We start from the raw sequence: 16,517 nt of genomic DNA, 5'->3' as shown, positions 1-16,517 counted from the left end.
ATGACCAACGCGCCTGATACAGACCCCGAGCGGGCCACGATCCTTTTACTGGACGATGATCCGGAAATCACCTCGGCCCTGGCCCGGGGGCTGGCCCTTCATGGCTATGACACGATCGCCGTCAATCGGGTCGATCACGCCCTGGAGCGTCTGCGGACCGAGGACGTGGGCGCCGCCATCGTCGACACCATGCTGGGCGAAGAAAGCGGGATTACCTTTGTTCGCGCCGCCCGGGAGGAGGGGTACACCAGACCGCTCCTCATGCTCAGTGCGCTGTCGGAGGTTGAGGACAGGGCCCGGGGTTTGGAGGCCGGGGCCGATGATTACATCGTCAAACCCTTTTCCTTCGAGGAACTGGTGGCCCGTTTGCGGGTACAGGAACGACGGGCCCGGGGGAAGGGGCGGCCCAAGGTGAAGTTGGACAAGGCGACGCGGCGAATCCTCGCTGGCGCGCGCGAGGTAACCTTGACCGAGCGGGAATTCGCCCTGCTTGATGTGCTGATAGGACGCTCCGGTACGGTGCTCTCCCGGGGGGAGTTGTTCGATATGCTGTGGATGGGGGAGGGCGCTTCTGCCGAGAACGTGGTCGATGTCTACATGGGCTACCTGCGCCGCAAACTGGCGCCCATGGCCGATTTCGGATTCGAGATCCGCACGATCCGCAACCGGGGCTTCGTCCTGGCCTTCAGCCGGGAGAAGGATGTTTCCTGAAAAGGGGGATCTGCTGGTTGGGAGAGCCCTCTTAATTTTTCTTAGAACAACTCTTTTGACCTGAAGCTCCCATTACAGGACACTCTTAAAACCGTTCCTACCCTATATGCCGTTCCTGAAGTTAATCAACGTTACTGTGAAATAAAAAGGGAGAATTGCCATGAATTGGACCACACCCGTTATTGAGGAAGTCGCCTGCGGCATGGAAATCAACATGTACGCGGCCGATGGCGATGATGGAGATGGCTTCCCCTATTAAGGGGTGGCATGTTCCTTCGGGAGAAAAGCGCGTGGGGGGATTGGCGTCCTTCTGCGCGTTTTTCCGTTTGTAGCGACGTCAGTGAAGGGGTTTTTCCGTCATGCTCAGCCATTCCTCTGCTATCCGCCCTCCCATCGCCATGTTGGCGGAGCTGACCCACCGCTGTCCCCTATCCTGTCCCTATTGCTCAAACCCCTTGGAGCTGACTGCGCGGGAGGCGGAGTTGTCCGCCAGTGACTGGCGGGAGGTTTTCGCTCAAGCCGGGGCGCTTGGGGTTTTGCAGGTCCATCTGTCCGGCGGCGAACCCGCCGCCCGGCGGGACTTGGTGGAGCTGGTCGCCGCTGCGCGGGAGGCCAAGCTTTATACCAATCTGATTACATCGGGGGTCGGCCTGACGCGGGAGCGGCTGGGTAACCTGGAGGGGGCCGGTCTCGACCATGTCCAGTTGTCTCTTCAGGGCACGGATGAGGAGATGGCCGATCGGATCGGAGGTTATAAGGGAGGCTTTGGTCAGAAACTGCGCGTCGCCGGGTGGGTGGCGGAGATTGGTCTGCCGCTGACACTGAACGTGGTGGTTCATCGCCTGAACCTGCATCAGGTGCCCGATGCCATCGATATGGCCGTTTCCATGGGCGCCCGGCGGGTCGAGATCGCCATCGTCCAATTCCATGGCTGGGCTTTGCGCAACCGGGCGGCCCTGATGCCAACCCGGGAACAGGCCGCGCGGACTTGGGATATCGTGGAGGATGCGCGGGCTCGCCTCAAGGGTGTTCTGGTCATTGATCACGTGGCGGCCGATTACCACACGGAGCACCCCAAGCGGTGCATGGACGGTTGGGGGCGGACCGGGTTCACGGTGACTCCCGAAGGGCTGGTTCTGCCCTGCCATGCCGCCCAAACGATTCCGGGCATGGCTTTCGATTCTGTTCGAGACCGGCCCCTTGCGGAGATTTGGACCGAAGGCCATGCCTTCAATGCGTTCCGAGGCGACGATTGGATGCGGGAGCCCTGCCGAAGCTGCGAACGTAAGGGTAAGGACTTCGGCGGATGTCGATGTCAAGCCCTGGCGATGACCGGTGATGCCCGGAACGCCGATCCGGTTTGTGTGAAGTCCCCTTACCACGGCGTGATGCGGGATCAGGCGCTGGGGTTTTCCTCGTCGGAAGGGGTGGATTTTTTGCCGCGAGGTTAGAGTGAAACTGGATCAGCTTGGAACAAGCCGATTCCATTTCACTCCAGGGCGTCGGGAGAGATGTGGCCTCTTCTTCGCAGTTTCTCGATTCCAATGTTAATATTCTGGAGGCAGGAAAAAGAGAGGTTGTTATTTTCTATTCCGACATTGGTCTTAGTTTTCATGAAAAGAAGATGATTTTTTGTGCGTGCGCGAAAGAACTTTGCGTAACCAGCGCGGGTATTTGCACGAATTGGCATGATTTCATTGAACTTATTGAGGGCGGTGTGCTTTGCTTGAGTGGGCGCTTTTCCGTAATCCCCTAGGGCAACAAGGGGAAAGGGAAAGAAGGGGATCGCGATTGCAAAGTGGAGAACGACGTGACGTCTTTATTTTCGAGGGGACGCGCAACGTCCGGGCAGGACATCGAACCGGCCTCACGGCTGGAAAAAGAGAGCGGGCTCTCTGAACTGACGGCGGTCCTGCGTCGGGTGAATGATGGGGAATTGAATGCCGCCTTTCCGCCTGCTCCGGAAGGGACGGAGATGCGATCCCACTTGCTGGAGGTGGAGCGTCTGCGGGCGCGGGTGGTCGCCCTGACCACGCGTCTGGAAGCGTACACCTTGGAGGAAGGGACGACCGAGCGCCTGAGGCGGGAGGAAGCCCGAAAGTTGGCCGATTCCATCGAGGATGTGGTGTCCAAGGGAATCGCAGTCGTCGAAGACAATGTGGCCCGGGCGCTGGGAACCTCCGCCGAAGCCATGGGGCGGGTGGAGCAGGTGGCCGGTGCTGCGACCCAAAGCGCGAACGGCGTCGGGGAAATTGACCAGATGACCCGAAAGACGTCCGAGCTGTCCACGCGCATGGCGGATCAGGCAAGTCTGGCCCGGGAGATTACCACCGAATTGGGCTCCGCCGCAGAGGGGGTTCTCTCCGTCGCCCAGATCATTCAGAACATTGCGGGACAGACCAACTTGTTGGCGCTCAACGCCACCATTGAGGCGGCGCGTGCGGGTGAAGCCGGTCGTGGATTCACCGTGGTGGCCGGAGAGGTGAAGACCCTGGCCCATCAGACCGGCGACGCGACGGAAAAAGTCAAATCCTTGATCGCCGCCGTGCAATCCGCCGTGGGTCGGGTGGTGGAGGCGACGATTTCCATTGGAGACGCGGCCAGGGACCTCCAGGACAATGCCGGGGTGGTCGCAGGCGCGGTGGAGGAACAGAGTCACGCCAACCAGGATATCGCGGTCCATGCCGAGGATGTCGCCACCGACATGCGGGGTTTCTCCGAGAAGATGAATGAAATCCGCGAAGGGGTGCACGGTGTGGGGTTGGGGACGGGGGCGTTCCTTGCTTGTATTCGGGCTGAACCGGGGGTGACGGAGGAGGCCATCGTCTTTGGCCAGAGCGCCCCGCTAACCGGTCCCGCAGCGGCCCTGGGGACGGCGACCCGGGATGGCCTGATGTTGGCTTTTGCCGAGGTTAATGCCCAGGGCGGTGTCGGTGGTCGCACTCTGCGCCTGGAATGTATGGACGACGGATATGATCCCGAACGGACCTTGAGCAACGTAAGAACGATGGTCCGGGAGAAGACGGTTTTCGGCTTTGTCGGGACGGTCGGTACCCCCACCTCGAAACTGGCCGAGTTGGTGGCCCGGGGCGGCGGCATTCCCCTGGTGGGGCCGGTGACCGGTGCCGACTTCCTGCGGGATCCGACCCTGTGCCATGTGCTCAACATTCGGGCCTCCTATCGGCGGGAGGTGGAAGCCCTGGTCCACTGGATGGAGAGCGCGATCAAGGCGAAGCGGCCTGCCCTGATGTTCCAGGGAGATGCCTATGGTCAGACCGTGCGCAGGGCGTTGCTCGACGTGCTGGGGGAAAGAAAGGGGCCCTCTCTATCGGCCTCTGCGGCCTATGAACGGGCGACGGGTGACATCTCCCCGGCCTTCGAGGTCATCCGCGCCGCCGATCCAGACGTGATCTTTTTGGCGGGGACGGCCGGTCCCACAGCAGACTTCGCCAAGCGGGTTAGGGCCAATGGTATGACCATCCCCTTGGCGACCATTTCCTTTGTCGGTGCTAAGGGCTTTGCCAAGGCGGCAGGGGCAGCAGGGGCGGGAATGGTGATCAGTCAGGTGGTTCCCTCGCCAACGGAAACCAGCCTGCCCATCGTTCGCCGTTACCGGGAGGCTGCAGATCGCCACTCCCTGTGTCGTGAACCGGACTTTCAGTCCTTGGAGGGATATGTCGTGGGGCTGACCGTGGCCGCCCTGTTGGAGGGACAGGAGTCTCCCAGTCGGGACGGATTCGTCGAGGCGATGGCCCGCACGCGCCGAACCCTGGACTTCGGCGGGGTCTCCTTGAGCTTGGGGAGTGGAGGTAATCAGGCTTCAGAGGCCGTTTATTTGACCGAACTGGGGGCGGACGGCCGGTTCAGGGGGATTTGATCTGCTTTAGAGTATTCCGAGATTTATCAGAGCCAACCCAAAATTCATACCGTGACTTCAAAGGATTCCGTTATGCCCGTGAAAACGGGCATCCAGGGTTGATTTCGGTGCCGGTGCTTAAACGCACTGGCGTTGCGGGATTTGCTTCTGTTGCCTGCTCCCACCCTGGATTCCCGCGTGCGCGGGAATGACGACCAAGTGGTTGAAATAATGAGAGTCATTTCGGGTTGGACTCTAATCTTCGAGCCAACCCGCTTCGGTGATCATGGGTTGGTTGCCTCTGCTGACCGGAACCCGTTGACCATTCGTCAAGGTAAGCGTCAGATTGCGTCCCTCCCTAGTGGATCCGGTTATTGCGCTACGGGCCACCCACCAGGATCGGTGGACCTTCATCCCCGATTCTCCCAATTCCCGTTCCGCGTCGCGCAGACGTCCGAGTATCGTGCCTTGACCTCGGTTGGTGTGAATGCGCAGGTAATGGTCCTGCATCTCGATACAGAGAATCGTGCCCTCTAATCCCTCCGGCATGCGTGCCAGACGAAGCTCTGCAGAAGGCTTTGATGACGTGGTGGGGGGGGAATCATGTGCATCGAATGCCTCTTCTGGAGCGGCTCCGGTTCCGCTTTCAGTCGGGGGACTGGGCGGAGGCGACTTCTCTTGTATCGTGGGGGGGTGGAAGGGCAGGGCCGGTGCGGGGCTTTTCGCCCGTTTGCGGTTCAGGTGGTGTTTCAGCCGTTCCAAGGCCGCGTCCATGTCCAGATCGGCCCCCGGTCCCCCGGCCCCCATCATGGTCCAACTACAGGGGGGCGGGCTGAAAGGCCGTCGTTCGATGACCCCCCAGGCAATGGCACTGAAGACCAGGCAAACGGCTAAGCTCATGCCAAAGGTCTGCTCCAAGGGGTCGGTGAAGGGTGTGATCGGGTCAAGCAGGCCGATCAATATCCGGATTTCCAAGGTCAGGGGGAGGGATACGAGCAGAGCGCCTCCCAGCACGATGAACACTCCCGGCGGGCGTCTCCCTCCCACAAGCGCGGTCAAGCCCTGCAGGGAGATCAGGCACTGGATCCATCCCAGGGGCATCAGGACCAACCATAAGGTCCAGCCCAGGGACGGCGATCCGAGCAGATCAGCCATACCATGGGTTTCGATAAACGCCAGAGCGGCGCCCGCGCCTAAGGAGAGCGCCAAATGGATGAGAAAACGGCCTGCAGTAAGTGGCTGCATTGGAACATTCGGTAGTGGATCGGTTGAGTGCGGACCGGTATGGGGTGTGTTTTGAGGGGGAACTGTCTCTCATTGGGGCACAATTTTCCACTGTTTCCCGGGGAAACAATCTCTTCCAATATAGAAACCTAATTAGTTTGGTGGTTTTCCAATGAACTTGGGTGTGTTTTTCTGTACCGTGCTGGAAGATGAGACTCCTCTTTTTTTGTCTTTCAACTCTCAGATCGGTTTCCTGGAGACTCCTTGATGCGTGACGATCCGACTAAGGCCATGGAAACCGAGGGGACCGCGATGGCGAGGATGCCGTCGCAGTCCAAGGGGGAGATGACCACCGGCGGGCAGGGAGGGGACATATTGTCCGAGACCGCGCCGGGGCTTCTCCGCAGGCGGGGTGTCTGGATTGGCGGGGGGCTTCTTCTGGCCATTCTTGGGGGAAGCGCTGTCCTCTGGTCCGGAGGCGGGGCACCGCCTCCACCGACAAGCGTCTCGGGCTTGGCCCTTCCGTCCGGGGCGGAGGGATTGCCGGTCTCGGTTTTGCTGGTGGCCGACGATAGGGGCTACAAATCCGAACAGCGCCATGCGGGGCGTCTGGTGGCCCGGCGGGAAAGCGCGCTGGGTTTCGATCGGACCGGTCGGCTGGAGGCGGTGACCGCAGATATTGGTGATCCGGTGGCAGAGGGCGCCGTCGTTGCCCGGTTGGATACCCGCAGCCTGGATCAGCGGGAGGCGGAGCTGAGGGCGGGCAAGGCCGGTGCCCTGGCCAACCTGTCCGAACTGCAAGCACGTTTGGACCTCGCCCGGATTACAGCAGACCGCAAGGCGGCGCTGGTGGCCCGCAACACCGTCACTCGGCAGTCTTACGACGACGCCCGCCTGGAGGCAGAGGCCCTGGAGGCCAGTCTGCTGGGGGCTCGGGCAGAGGTGGACCGCTATGATGCCCAATTGCAGTCCGTCGCTGTGGATCGGGACCTGTCGGTCTTGACTGTGCCCTATGACGCCGTGGTGACCGCCCGCTACCTGGATGAGGGAGCCCCCATCCAGCCCGGTCAGGCAGTTCTTGATATCCGCGAGGCGGGCGCGCCGGAGGCCCGTGTCGGCTTGCCTCGAGAAGAGGCTTTGACCCTGTCCGAAGGCCAGGAGGTTACCCTTTTCCGTGGAACAACCCCCTTGAAGGCCACCGTGCGGCGGATCGTGGAAACGGTAAACATGGAAACCCGAACGGTGCCCATTATTCTGGATCTGGCGCCCGGCGAAATGGCCCTGCCGGGAGAGGTGGTCCAGATGGTGACGGACCGCTGGATCGATAAGCCGGGGATCTGGGTGCCCCTCGATGCTCTCAGCGAAAGCCGTCAAGGATTATGGGCGGTCTATACGGTCGTTCCAGAGGGGGGCGAAGGGACTCAGTCGAATGGGGGTGTTTTGGTCCGCAGGGAAGTGGATGTGCTCTATGTCAATGCTGACCGGGTCTATGTCCAGGGCGATTTGAAACCCGGCGAACAGGTCGTGGCCCAAGGCAGTCAGCGACTGGTGCCCGGCCAGCGGGTGCGTGTGGTCAAGACCATTGCCTTTGGTCCCGAAGGGCCCCCCGTGGGCGTTCAGAATGCTTCCACACCGAACTCCTTCCCAGAAGAGGATGGCGGGAGCGCTGTTCGATGAGCCGGTCCGCTGCGGGCCGATGGTCTACCCTGTTCTCCCGGAACCCCCGGTTGGTGGTTCTGGTCATCGGTCTGGTGATTGTGGCCGGTTTGAATGCCGTGACCGTTTTACCCCGGCAGGAGGATCCGATCCTCATTGGCCGTTACATGACTGTTAATCTCTATTATCCCGGTGCTTCGGCGGAGCGGGTCGAGGCCCTTGTCACCGAACAGGTGGAGAATGCCGTTCGGGATGTCTCCGAGATCAAGGACATTTGGTCCACCTCCCGGTCGGGATTCGCGGGGATCGCCATCGAACTTCAGGAAGATGTCCTGGATGTCGATCCCGTCTGGTCGCGGATCAGGGACGAGATCAATGATGCCCATGCCCTGATGCCCTCGGGGGTGACGGCTCCCGAATACGAAACCGTCCTGCCCGAAGCGGAGGCCATGATTGTCGGCATCACTTGGGAGGATCCAGATCGCCCGCCCTCCGACACGATGCTCTCGCGCCTTTCTCTGAACCTGAAGGATCAGTTGGAGCAGGTCCCCGGGACCAAGCAGGTGGACCTCTATGGTGAACCCGAAGAAGAGATCACCGTCACCTATGACCCGGAGGTGCTCTCTGCCCTGGGGCTGAGCCCCAAGGATGTGTCAACGGCGATCGCCGCCTCTGACGTGAAAAGCCCCTCCGGGTCTCTGCGGTCCAGCGAAACCAATTTATCCATCGAGGTGGAAGGCGCATTGACCGGCGTGGACCGAGTGCGGGGGATCACCCTGCGCCAATTGCCCGATGGTGGCACTCTTCGGGTCGGTGACCTGGCCCAAGTGACCAAGGGGGCCAAGTCTCCCCCCGCAGAGATCGGATTGGTGAAGGGCAAGAGGGGCGTCATGGTCGGCGCGCGCATGAAGAACGGTCGGCGGGTTGACCTTTGGGCCAAGGACGCTCTGGCCGTGATCAATGCGTTTATTGCCGAAGCCCCCCGCATGGTGAAGGTGGAGGTTCTGTTCGATCAGTCGATCTTTACCCAGGATCGACTGGAGTCTCTGGCCCTCAATCTGGCCTTGGGTGTGCTTTTGGTCATGGTGGTCCTGCTGGTCATGATGGGCTGGCGTTCGGCCCTGTTGGTGGGTTCCTCCCTGCCTCTGACGGTGTTGACCGTCCTTTTCATGTTCAATGTTCTGGACATGCCGCTGCACCAGATCTCGGTCACCGGTTTGATTATTGCCTTGGGGCTGTTGATCGATAACGCCATTGTCGCCATCGATGAATACGATCGCAACCGGGCGAAGGGGCATGGACCTCTGGAAGCTGTAGCCCTGCTGGTCCACCATCTGGCGGTCCCCCTGGGCGCCTCCACTGTCACCACCATTCTGACCTTCGCCCCCATGGTGATGATGCCCGGGGCGACGGGGGAGTTCGTCTGGACTCTGGGTGTGTCGGTGATGCTGGCTGTGCTGGCCAGTCTGTTCTTCGCTTTGACCGTCGTTCCGGCCCTGGCCTGTTTCATGGACAGTCGAAGCGCTGCGGCACCGGGAGGTGGGGCTATTGCCTTGCATCGATCTGGGCAGGGTTCTGGGTCCGGGTCCGGGCATCGGGCCGGTTTTTCCAACGAACGGCTGACGGCGGGATATCGGCGTTTTCTCGATTGGTGCCTGTTGCATCCCTGGAAGGCGGCATTGCTTTCGGCAACACCGGCCATTGCCGGGTTCATCCTCGCCCCCACCTTGGCTGGTCAGTTCTTTCCAGCCGTGGACCGGGCACAGTTCCAGGTGCAGTTGTCCATGCCGACCCAGTCTTCGCTGGAAAGCACGCGCCGGGCGGTGGATGTGGCGCGCGCCACACTGGCCACCTATCCGGAGGTGGTGGACAGCAATTGGGTGGTTGGCGGCAATCCGCCCAAGGTCTTCTACAACACGATCTTCAAGGGCGAGTCCAACCCGGCCTATGCGGCGGGGTTCGTCAATACGATCTCGGCAGAGGCGACCCGGGCGATCCTGCCCCGGTTGCAAAGGGATTTGATGGAGCGCCTGCCCGAGGCGCAAATCCTGTCCATTCCCTTCGAGCAGGGGCCCCCCTTCGACGCCCCCATAGAAGTGGAACTCTACGGCCCCGAGTTGGGGACTCTGATGGAACTGGGCGAGGAGATCCGGGTTATTCTGGCTGGAACGAAGGGCGTGACCTATACCCAGACCACCCTGCAGGGAGGGCGGCCCCAGCTCTCCGTGGTCCTGGACGAAGACGAAACCTTGGCTAGCGGGCGCAGCTTGGGGGATGTGGCCCAGGCCCTGAATATGCGACAGGACGGTGTGCTGGGGGGCTCGGTCCTGGAGGGGTTGGAGGACCTGCCCGTGCGCGTGCGTTCCGAGGACGGTGCCCGGGGCTCCCTTGAAGCCCTGCGCGAGGCGCCATTGCCCCGCCCTGGTCAGAACCAGCGGGAGGCGGCCGCCCAGGGGGGCTCTTCGGTGCCCCTCTCGGCCCTGGGGCGGGTGGAATTGGTTCCCGCCATCGCCTCCATTCCCCGCTACCAGGGCGAACGGCAGAACCGGGTCCAGGGGTTCCTGACGCCCTTCGCCTTACCCTCCCAATCGCTGGCCGATTTCCAGCAGCGGTTGGCGGCCTCGGGTGTGACCATGCCGGCGGGGTATCGTCTGTCCTTTGGCGGTGAGAGCAAGGAAAGCGCGGAGAGCCAGGGCAAACTGGCGGCCACGTTGGGACCCTTGCTGGTGGTGATGATGGGGGTGCTCGTGCTGGCTTTCGGCAGCTTCAGGCAGGCGGGTTTGATCGGTTTGATCGCCTTGCTGTCCATGGGTATGGCCTTGTTGTCGGTTTGGATCTTTGGCTTCCCCATGGGGTTCATGGTGATCGTCGGCGGTATGGGGCTCATCGGCATTTCCATTAACGACAGCATCGTGGTGCTTTCGGCCCTGCGCGCCGATCCGGACGCCATGCACGGGGACCGGACGGTGGCCCGGGAGATCGTGGTGGAAGGCTCTCGCCATGTGTTGTCCACGACCCTGACGACGATAGGAGGATTCATTCCGCTCCTGATTTCAGGCGGCAGCTTCTGGCGGCCCCTGGCTACGGCAATCACCGGCGGTATGGTTGGATCCACGGTACTGGCCTTGGTCTTTGTGCCGTCGGTTTTCCTGTTGATGGTCGGGCGGAAGAGGAAAGCAGAGACGGGCAGGGTACGGGTGCCAGGATGATGTGAAAAAAAACACCGGAAATCTGGTGACGATGGGTGGATTTATTGGCATGCCCCAGAATGGGGGCGTCACGGCACGAAGGCGTCTGCGTTTGTTTGTGTGACGATAAGGTTATTTACTTCGTCACAAGCCCGAGAGCACGGAAGATCAGGGCTGAAACGGTTTTCCTCGCCCTTAAACATGGGTTGGAATTTCCGGCCTGCGGCCTACGCCTTATATGAGGCATGGAGATTGATTAAAGGCGCTCTGGACAGGAAAGAGAACGGGAATCGTGATGGGTTGGAGAAAGACATTCGGGATGACCTTGGTATGTTCGGTTCTGACCGCTTCGGCGGGAGGGTCTGGTTGGGCTGCGGACATCAATTGGTCCGATCCAATCCAGGAATCGGCCGCTGCCATGCGGGTGGGGCTGTACCTGGGGGATCTGAGATTCTGCGCTTGGAGCCATCTGCCCGATTACAAGCTCTATGGTGCTTTATCCACCGAAGACCTGGGCGCGGGGCTGGCCCATCTGTTGCCCAAGGGACAGGTTGAGGATCCGGGAGTCGTTCGAACAGCACGCCAGGGTTTTATCCTGTCGACAAGGACCAAGCGTGTGTTGGACGAGAAAGCCTGTACGGCCTTATCGACCACTGTCAAAGAAGACCTGGGTGTGGATCCGCGAATGAAAGAGGGCGAGCCCTAAAAAAAAGGCGATGTCCGGAAAGGACATCGCCTGAAGTGCGCTCTTTGAGGGAAAGAGGATACCGATACCGTCGGTGCCCCCTCGAACCATCCGGCCCGATGGGGCCCCCTTGGCAAGGCAGACTATAGCCGGGCCCATAGTTGGCTTCCTGTGACGGCGATCACCTGAGAAAGAAAAGTTTTGGGTTGAATCTAAGCGCAGGTCAGGACAGTGCCTTATTTTTTGGGCGATTGCCCAAGCCCATTTGGGGGCCCATGCCCCCAAACCCCTTTTCTCTTTTATAAATAAGAGCTTGGGGTCTGGGGCCTTTCGGTCAGTGATAGCTTGGGGTCTGGGGCCTTTCGGCCCCAGGGGGGGGGTGCGCTGTGACGGACACGCATAAAAAGAAGGCGGTGTCTGGAAAGACACCGCCTGAAGTGCGCTCTTTAAGGGAAAGAGGATACCGATACCATCGGTCAATCTCCTCCGAACATTCGGTCCAGAAGAGACCCCCTTGATGTGGCCCAATCTAGGCTCCGAAGACGCGCATGCCTGTGATGGGCATCACCCCGCGATCAAGTTTTTTGAAAAATCTCAACAGGGCTGAAAAAAAAGGCGGTGTCCGGGTGGGACACCGCCTGAAGTGCGCTCTTTGAGGGAAAGAGGATACCGATACCAATGAGGCGAGACGGTTCAACTGATCCGTTGCTCCTCCGTGGTAGATCACATGTTAGCGGGACCTTTTCCTCCAGCCTGTGATGAACGTCACTTGGGTTGGTATTTTCCGTATTTTCACAAAATTTTATAAAAAAAAGGACCACGGCGAAGCGTGATCCCGAAAGGCTGTCTTGAGCTTGTAAGCAGATGAAAAAGGCTCCACGCGACGCAACGGGTTTGAGGAGTCTTTATGAGGTCATGATAGAGGGGGGGATCGACAAAGGCTGTGACAGAAGTCACTGCCTTTGCAGGAAGCAGAGCGCAAAAGAAGACACCAACAGATCGTTCCGAAGTATGTGGGGGCTGTGGGGGTGACACAGATCGGTCGTATGAAAGTGATCAAGGGGGGCTCAAGCACTCAGGTCTGCAACCATGACTTCCAATCGTCCGAGGTCGGTAACCACCAGGGCATCCCGTTCGCGTTTCACGATTCCCTTTCGGGCGAGGTCGTTCAGGACACGGGCCACTGTTTCCCGGGTCGTGCTGACCCGGCTTGCCACTTCTCCATGGACAGGAATTGGGCTGATGACGGGGTCGCCTTTCTCGTTTTCCTTGGCATCCAGAGCACGCCGAAGAATCTCGGCCTGCACCCGGTTATTGGCACCCAGGGTGGAGAGGTCAAGGATTCGGTCCGTTGCGGCCCGGACGATTGCGGTCAGGCGCCCCAGAACCAACATGGCAACGGAGGGATTTTCCCGGATCACCCGCAGGAATGCTTCGGGAGGAAGGGATGCAACCAAGCTTTCGGAAATGGACATGACACTGGCTGAGCGCGGCGCCCCGTCCAGCGCGGCAAGTTCGCCAAAAAAACCTCCCGATGGAACGTCGTCCAGCGTGACTTCCCGGCCCGACAAAGAATAGATCACCACCCGTGCCGATCCGGAGATCATGAAAAAGACGTCTCGGGTTTCGCTTTGCCTGTCAATGATTTGCTCATTGGCATTGTATCGCTTCCATCGACATTGTTTGGCGATTGCCTCGCGTCTCGCCGGATCGAGGTCCGCAAGCAAGGCTATGCCATCCAGGGTTTCCAATGTAGTGGACACGATCCTCAACCCTTTCTCTCGTGAAAGACCGCATGGCGCGGTCTTCGGCGGTTCGGTAACTCCCTGGCTCAGCATGGTCATGAGGCGGATCTTTCACCACTCATGGCCATTGGTTCTGAATTGGACAACTCATGCGCGCTTCAGCCGGGACTATCATACATTTCTTGGACCATTACCCGCAGTCGGACAAACGAAATTTTTACCTTGTCCCGTTAAAAGGCTTGAAATGAGGAGAAGCAAGGGCGCCGATCCCGAAGCTCCGCATGAATGTGGGGTCCCTCTTTCACCAAAGGGACGATACAGTGGGGGCTCCAACGTCACGGTGGGTTGAAAAAGGGCAGAGGGCGCCATGGTTGATGAAATCGAAAAAAGTGATGGGATGGAGCAGGAATGGCTGCTTCACCTGAAGCCGGGAGAGATGCTCTTCTCCGAAGGAGACGAGGGGGACTCCGCTTATTATATCCAGTCTGGAGCCATTGAGGTAACTCGCAAAATCGGCAGTGCCGAGGTGGTGATCACCTTGGAACAAGAGGGGGGGATCGTCGGGGAAATGGCGCTGATCGACAACCAACCCCGAAGCGCCACAGCCAGGGCCGTCGAAAATACCACCCTTGTCATTGTCCCCAAAAGGCAATTCGAGACCTATCTGGAAGGAACTGATCCGGTCATTCGGCGCCTTTTGGAGCGGTTTGTGACCATTATCAGGTCCATCACAGCGGAGAAGGTTCGCCTCATTCTGGGAATCCGGTGAGGCAGGCGTCAGAAAGGGAATGACGGATACGGTGTTCGCGTTTTTCCCAACGAACGGCTATCTTGCAGCTGTATCTTCTTCGTAGGCTTTTTCGACCCGCCGAGTCTTGTCTCGGAGCACCTGTTTTCAAATTCCTCGGGAGTCTTTCCCATGGCAGCTCGTTCGTTTTTCCTTCTCTTGGCCCTTGCTTTGTCCTTTTCCATGGCCGTGGATATGGTCCCGTCCGCTTTTGCTGCGGAGAGCGCCGGTGGGACCAAACCGACGGCCGCAGGCATGGTCGAAGAGACGCGGGTCGTGAACATCGTTGTGAACGCCATGCCCCTGGCTTCCTATGATGCGACTCGGTCGATTTCTCTGCGCGTGATGGATAATAGTCCTGCGAATGTCGCCATTCTGGACAGTCTGCGGGCGGCATTGGCCGCTCGTGGCGTTGTCTTCGCGACGGGTGAGGATGACACATCGGCCTTGCGTCTCGATTTGGATACCAGTGCCTCCAGCGCGGTGGTGCGTCCGGACCCCGATCAGAGCCCCCTGTCTGTGTCGGCCATTGCGGGAACCTCCAATGGGTCAGATGCCGTGGATGTGACGCTGCGCCTCTATTCCAATGTTCAAGGCAGTGTTTTGGGGGGAGATCGAGACGCGCCAAAACCCTCCCTTGGGGGGCCGGACCTGCGCTTGGATTTGGGGCTGACCGATCCCCAGACCGGTCGTCGCCTTTGGCAAGGGTGGGGAACGGTGTCGGCGCCAGACCTGGGGATCGAAGGTCAGGGGCTGCTGATCGTCTCCCCCCTGGCAGACGCCTTGGGCAAGTCGGTGATCAAGCAAGTTACAACGGTGGAACTGGATATGCCGCCGCGTCCCTGATCGGCAGGAAAAGGCAAGAATAGGTGATGGGGGAGCTTCAGGATCTTGACCCGACCTGGGCGGCAACCCTGCGATTGGGGATGTTTCTGGGGTTAATGGTCGTTTTCATGACAGGAGAAGCCCTTTGGCCTCGCCGTAGGCGAAGCTATGGGAGATGGTGGCGTTGGCCCTCGAACCTGGGACTGGTCATTCTTGATAGCCTTATCGTCCGTTTCGTGGTCGGTCTTCTGCCCTTTGTCTTGCCCGTCGTTCTGGCCCAATCGGTCGCAGACCGGGGCTGGGGGCTCTTAAACCAAGTGACTTTGCCAAACGGGGTGGAGCTTTTGGTGGGAGTCCTCGCTCAGGACTTCGTGATCTGGAGCCAACATGTCCTGTTTCATAAGGTTCCCTGGCTTTGGCGTATCCACCGGATGCATCACGCCGACATGGACTTTGACGTAACGACCGCTTTGCGTTTCCACCCCCTTGAGATCCTGCTCTCCCTTGGTATCAAGGGGATTGCTGTGGCTGTGATTGGTCCGTCACCCCTGGCTGTCCTGATTTTTGAAGTTCTGCTGAATGGTTCGGCCATGTTCAATCACGCCAATATGGAGCTGCCCTTGGGGGTGGACCGGAGGTTTCGTCTGTTTGTGGTCACTCCGGACATGCATCGCGTGCACCATTCCGTTCATCGGCAAGAGACAGACAGCAATTATGGCTTCTGTTTCCCCTGGTGGGACCGGTTGTTCGGAACCTACCGGAGACAACCTCGGGAAGGGCATCGGGACATGGCGATCGGTCTGGAGGTTCTGCGAGATCCGGCTGAATTGGGACTCTGGCGCCTTTTGACCCAACCCTTCCGAAAGGATCGGTTCACATCCTCCGGCGCATCTGATTGATTGGAATCCGTTCGGAGTCCATGAAAAGATAGAATCCTTCACGCTGCGAGGAAAAATGGGAGTTTTTATGCCAATCCGCCGATTTCGACCGTTTCCAGCCCCGTCCGCCATGGTGCTGATGACGGCCTTGATAGGGGGCCTGATGGGGGGCTGTACGGCCGCTCCGAAGGAAATCTTAGATACTACGTCATCGGACTCCTTCTTCGCTCATCCCCTGTCCCTGGGGGAAAGGGTGACCGGTCGGGTTTCTCTGGCTCCGGAGTCCTTGGGTTGGCCCAAAGGAAGCACCCGCATGGTGCTGCCCGCCGCCCGGGAAGGGGGCAATGGGCAGGTTGTCGGCCTGCTTGTTGTCGACGGCCAAATGGTGGGGTCCCAGACCCTTGCTCCCTATGATGGTGTCGTTCTGATCGATGAGAAGGGGCAAGTGCTGATCGACCATGTGAGCGCGGTGGAATGGGGAACGGATCTGTTCATTCTTCGGGGCAGTAAGCTGGATGTTCAGTCCCTGGAGGAGCGGGCAGGGGCTGAAGGTGCCTCCCTGTTCCAGGGCCCTTTGCTGTTGGACGGCGGGCGAAACCTGTCCGGTCCCGGTGTGGAGGTCGGTGCGGCGCGACGGTTGACACTGTATCGGGATGGGAGTGGGCATTTGGGCGTGCTCGATAGTGGCAGCCGTCGTCCGACCCTGCGTGAGCACCTGGATGAACTGGCCGCCTTGGATGCAACAGAGGCCGTTGCCCTGGACCCCTTTGGCATGTCCGGACTGATATGGGGAGCGGAGGGCGCTGGTCCCATTGGAGACAGGGCGGGAGGCTACCTCACCCTGGAGTGGGAGGAGTGAGGGCATAGGCCTTCGAGCCTGGTTTGTGAATCAGGCAAGCTGCTCCAAGATCTGTAGAATCAGAGTAAAACCGGGCCAGCTTGACTCAAGCTGATCCGGTTTT

The 16,517-nt window shown here is 59.8% G+C and carries 14 protein-coding genes; 12 read left to right on the top strand and 2 right to left on the bottom strand.

The window, feature by feature from the left end; genetic code table 11:
• From ACLIRY_RS13680 to ACLIRY_RS13660, 5 genes are all read left to right on the top strand, one after another.
• A complete protein-coding gene (locus tag ACLIRY_RS13680; protein ID WP_413205958.1) occupies positions 1–711 on the top strand; it encodes a response regulator transcription factor in 711 nt (236 codons plus the stop codon).
• Positions 712–871: 160 nt separating this feature from the next.
• Complete coding sequence (gene pqqA / locus ACLIRY_RS13675) at positions 872–970, top strand: pyrroloquinoline quinone precursor peptide PqqA (RefSeq protein WP_413205957.1); 99 nt, start codon at positions 872–874, stop codon at positions 968–970.
• A 100-nt stretch (positions 971–1,070) separates the two neighbouring features.
• Entirely contained in the window at positions 1,071–2,162 is a 1,092-nt protein-coding gene (gene pqqE, locus ACLIRY_RS13670; protein WP_413205956.1) for a pyrroloquinoline quinone biosynthesis protein PqqE, read from the top strand.
• Positions 2,163–2,179: 17 nt separating this feature from the next.
• Positions 2,180–2,467 carry a hypothetical protein gene (locus ACLIRY_RS13665; protein WP_413205955.1) on the top strand — a complete coding sequence of 96 codons (288 nt, stop codon included), beginning with the start codon at positions 2,180–2,182 and terminating at the stop codon, positions 2,465–2,467.
• Between the two features lie 54 nt (positions 2,468–2,521).
• The gene (locus ACLIRY_RS13660; protein ID WP_413205954.1) at positions 2,522–4,588 is read left to right on the top strand and encodes an ABC transporter substrate-binding protein; all 2,067 of its coding nucleotides are present in this window, start codon (positions 2,522–2,524) and stop codon (positions 4,586–4,588) included.
• 234 nt (positions 4,589–4,822) lie between these two features.
• On the opposite strand, the gene ACLIRY_RS13655 is transcribed toward ACLIRY_RS13660, so the two are convergent.
• Complete coding sequence (locus ACLIRY_RS13655; protein ID WP_413205953.1) at positions 4,823–5,812, bottom strand: LytTR family DNA-binding domain-containing protein; 990 nt, start codon at positions 5,810–5,812, stop codon at positions 4,823–4,825.
• A 246-nt stretch (positions 5,813–6,058) separates the two neighbouring features.
• Here ACLIRY_RS13655 and ACLIRY_RS13650 point away from each other — a divergent pair, with 246 nt between their 5' ends.
• From ACLIRY_RS13650 to ACLIRY_RS13640, 3 genes are all read left to right on the top strand, one after another.
• Entirely contained in the window at positions 6,059–7,468 is a 1,410-nt protein-coding gene (locus tag ACLIRY_RS13650) for an efflux RND transporter periplasmic adaptor subunit (RefSeq protein ID WP_413205952.1), read from the top strand.
• Positions 7,465–10,656 (top strand): efflux RND transporter permease subunit, encoded by a 3,192-nt coding sequence (locus ACLIRY_RS13645; protein WP_413205951.1) that lies wholly within the window; start codon positions 7,465–7,467, stop codon positions 10,654–10,656. The genes ACLIRY_RS13650 and ACLIRY_RS13645 overlap by 4 nt, the downstream gene beginning before the upstream one ends.
• A 298-nt stretch (positions 10,657–10,954) precedes the next feature.
• Positions 10,955–11,341: a hypothetical protein gene (locus ACLIRY_RS13640; RefSeq protein ID WP_413205950.1), complete on the top strand. Its 387-nt coding sequence runs from the start codon at positions 10,955–10,957 to the stop codon at positions 11,339–11,341.
• 1,046 nt (positions 11,342–12,387) lie between these two features.
• Here the strand turns inward: ACLIRY_RS13640 and ACLIRY_RS13635 are convergent.
• Positions 12,388–13,083, bottom strand: coding sequence for a Crp/Fnr family transcriptional regulator (locus ACLIRY_RS13635; RefSeq protein WP_413205949.1), 696 nt, complete (start codon positions 13,081–13,083; stop codon positions 12,388–12,390).
• A gap of 349 nt (positions 13,084–13,432) precedes the next feature.
• Here ACLIRY_RS13635 and ACLIRY_RS13630 point away from each other — a divergent pair, with 349 nt between their 5' ends.
• The 4 genes from ACLIRY_RS13630 (at position 13,433) to ACLIRY_RS13615 (ending at position 16,414) form a co-directional block, all read left to right on the top strand.
• The gene (locus tag ACLIRY_RS13630) at positions 13,433–13,834 is read left to right on the top strand and encodes a cyclic nucleotide-binding domain-containing protein (RefSeq protein ID WP_413205948.1); all 402 of its coding nucleotides are present in this window, start codon (positions 13,433–13,435) and stop codon (positions 13,832–13,834) included.
• 150 nt (positions 13,835–13,984) lie between these two features.
• Complete coding sequence (locus tag ACLIRY_RS13625) at positions 13,985–14,698, top strand: hypothetical protein (RefSeq protein WP_413205947.1); 714 nt, start codon at positions 13,985–13,987, stop codon at positions 14,696–14,698.
• Between the two features lie 26 nt (positions 14,699–14,724).
• Positions 14,725–15,576 (top strand): sterol desaturase family protein, encoded by an 852-nt coding sequence (locus ACLIRY_RS13620; RefSeq protein ID WP_413205946.1) that lies wholly within the window; start codon positions 14,725–14,727, stop codon positions 15,574–15,576.
• A gap of 118 nt (positions 15,577–15,694) precedes the next feature.
• The gene (locus ACLIRY_RS13615) at positions 15,695–16,414 is read left to right on the top strand and encodes a hypothetical protein (protein WP_413205945.1); all 720 of its coding nucleotides are present in this window, start codon (positions 15,695–15,697) and stop codon (positions 16,412–16,414) included.
• Positions 16,415–16,517: the final 103 nt, after the last annotated feature.

The organism is Rhodospirillum sp. A1_3_36, from assembly GCF_047263945.1.
GTDB lineage: Bacteria > Pseudomonadota > Alphaproteobacteria > Rhodospirillales > Rhodospirillaceae > Rhodospirillum.
The sequence above is the reverse complement of the archived record's forward strand: the minus strand, read 5'-3'. Positions and strand labels throughout refer to the sequence as shown.

Bases quoted from the DNA above. Each gene is read 5' to 3' on its own strand.
- ACLIRY_RS13680 (WP_413205958.1), top strand. From the start codon at position 1: ATGACCAACGCGCCTGATACAGACCCCGAGCGGGCCACGATCCTTTTA.
- pqqA (WP_413205957.1), top strand. From the start codon at position 872: ATGAATTGGACCACACCCGTTATTGAGGAAGTCGCCTGCGGCATGGAA.
- pqqE (WP_413205956.1), top strand. From the start codon at position 1,071: ATGCTCAGCCATTCCTCTGCTATCCGCCCTCCCATCGCCATGTTGGCG.
- ACLIRY_RS13655 (WP_413205953.1), bottom strand. From the start codon at position 5,812: ATGCAGCCACTTACTGCAGGCCGTTTTCTCATCCATTTGGCGCTCTCC.
- ACLIRY_RS13650 (WP_413205952.1), top strand. From the start codon at position 6,059: ATGCGTGACGATCCGACTAAGGCCATGGAAACCGAGGGGACCGCGATG.
- ACLIRY_RS13645 (WP_413205951.1), top strand. From the start codon at position 7,465: ATGAGCCGGTCCGCTGCGGGCCGATGGTCTACCCTGTTCTCCCGGAAC.
- ACLIRY_RS13640 (WP_413205950.1), top strand. From the start codon at position 10,955: ATGACCTTGGTATGTTCGGTTCTGACCGCTTCGGCGGGAGGGTCTGGT.
- ACLIRY_RS13630 (WP_413205948.1), top strand. From the start codon at position 13,433: ATGGTTGATGAAATCGAAAAAAGTGATGGGATGGAGCAGGAATGGCTG.
- ACLIRY_RS13625 (WP_413205947.1), top strand. From the start codon at position 13,985: ATGGCAGCTCGTTCGTTTTTCCTTCTCTTGGCCCTTGCTTTGTCCTTT.
- ACLIRY_RS13620 (WP_413205946.1), top strand. From the start codon at position 14,725: ATGGGGGAGCTTCAGGATCTTGACCCGACCTGGGCGGCAACCCTGCGA.
- ACLIRY_RS13615 (WP_413205945.1), top strand. From the start codon at position 15,695: ATGACGGCCTTGATAGGGGGCCTGATGGGGGGCTGTACGGCCGCTCCG.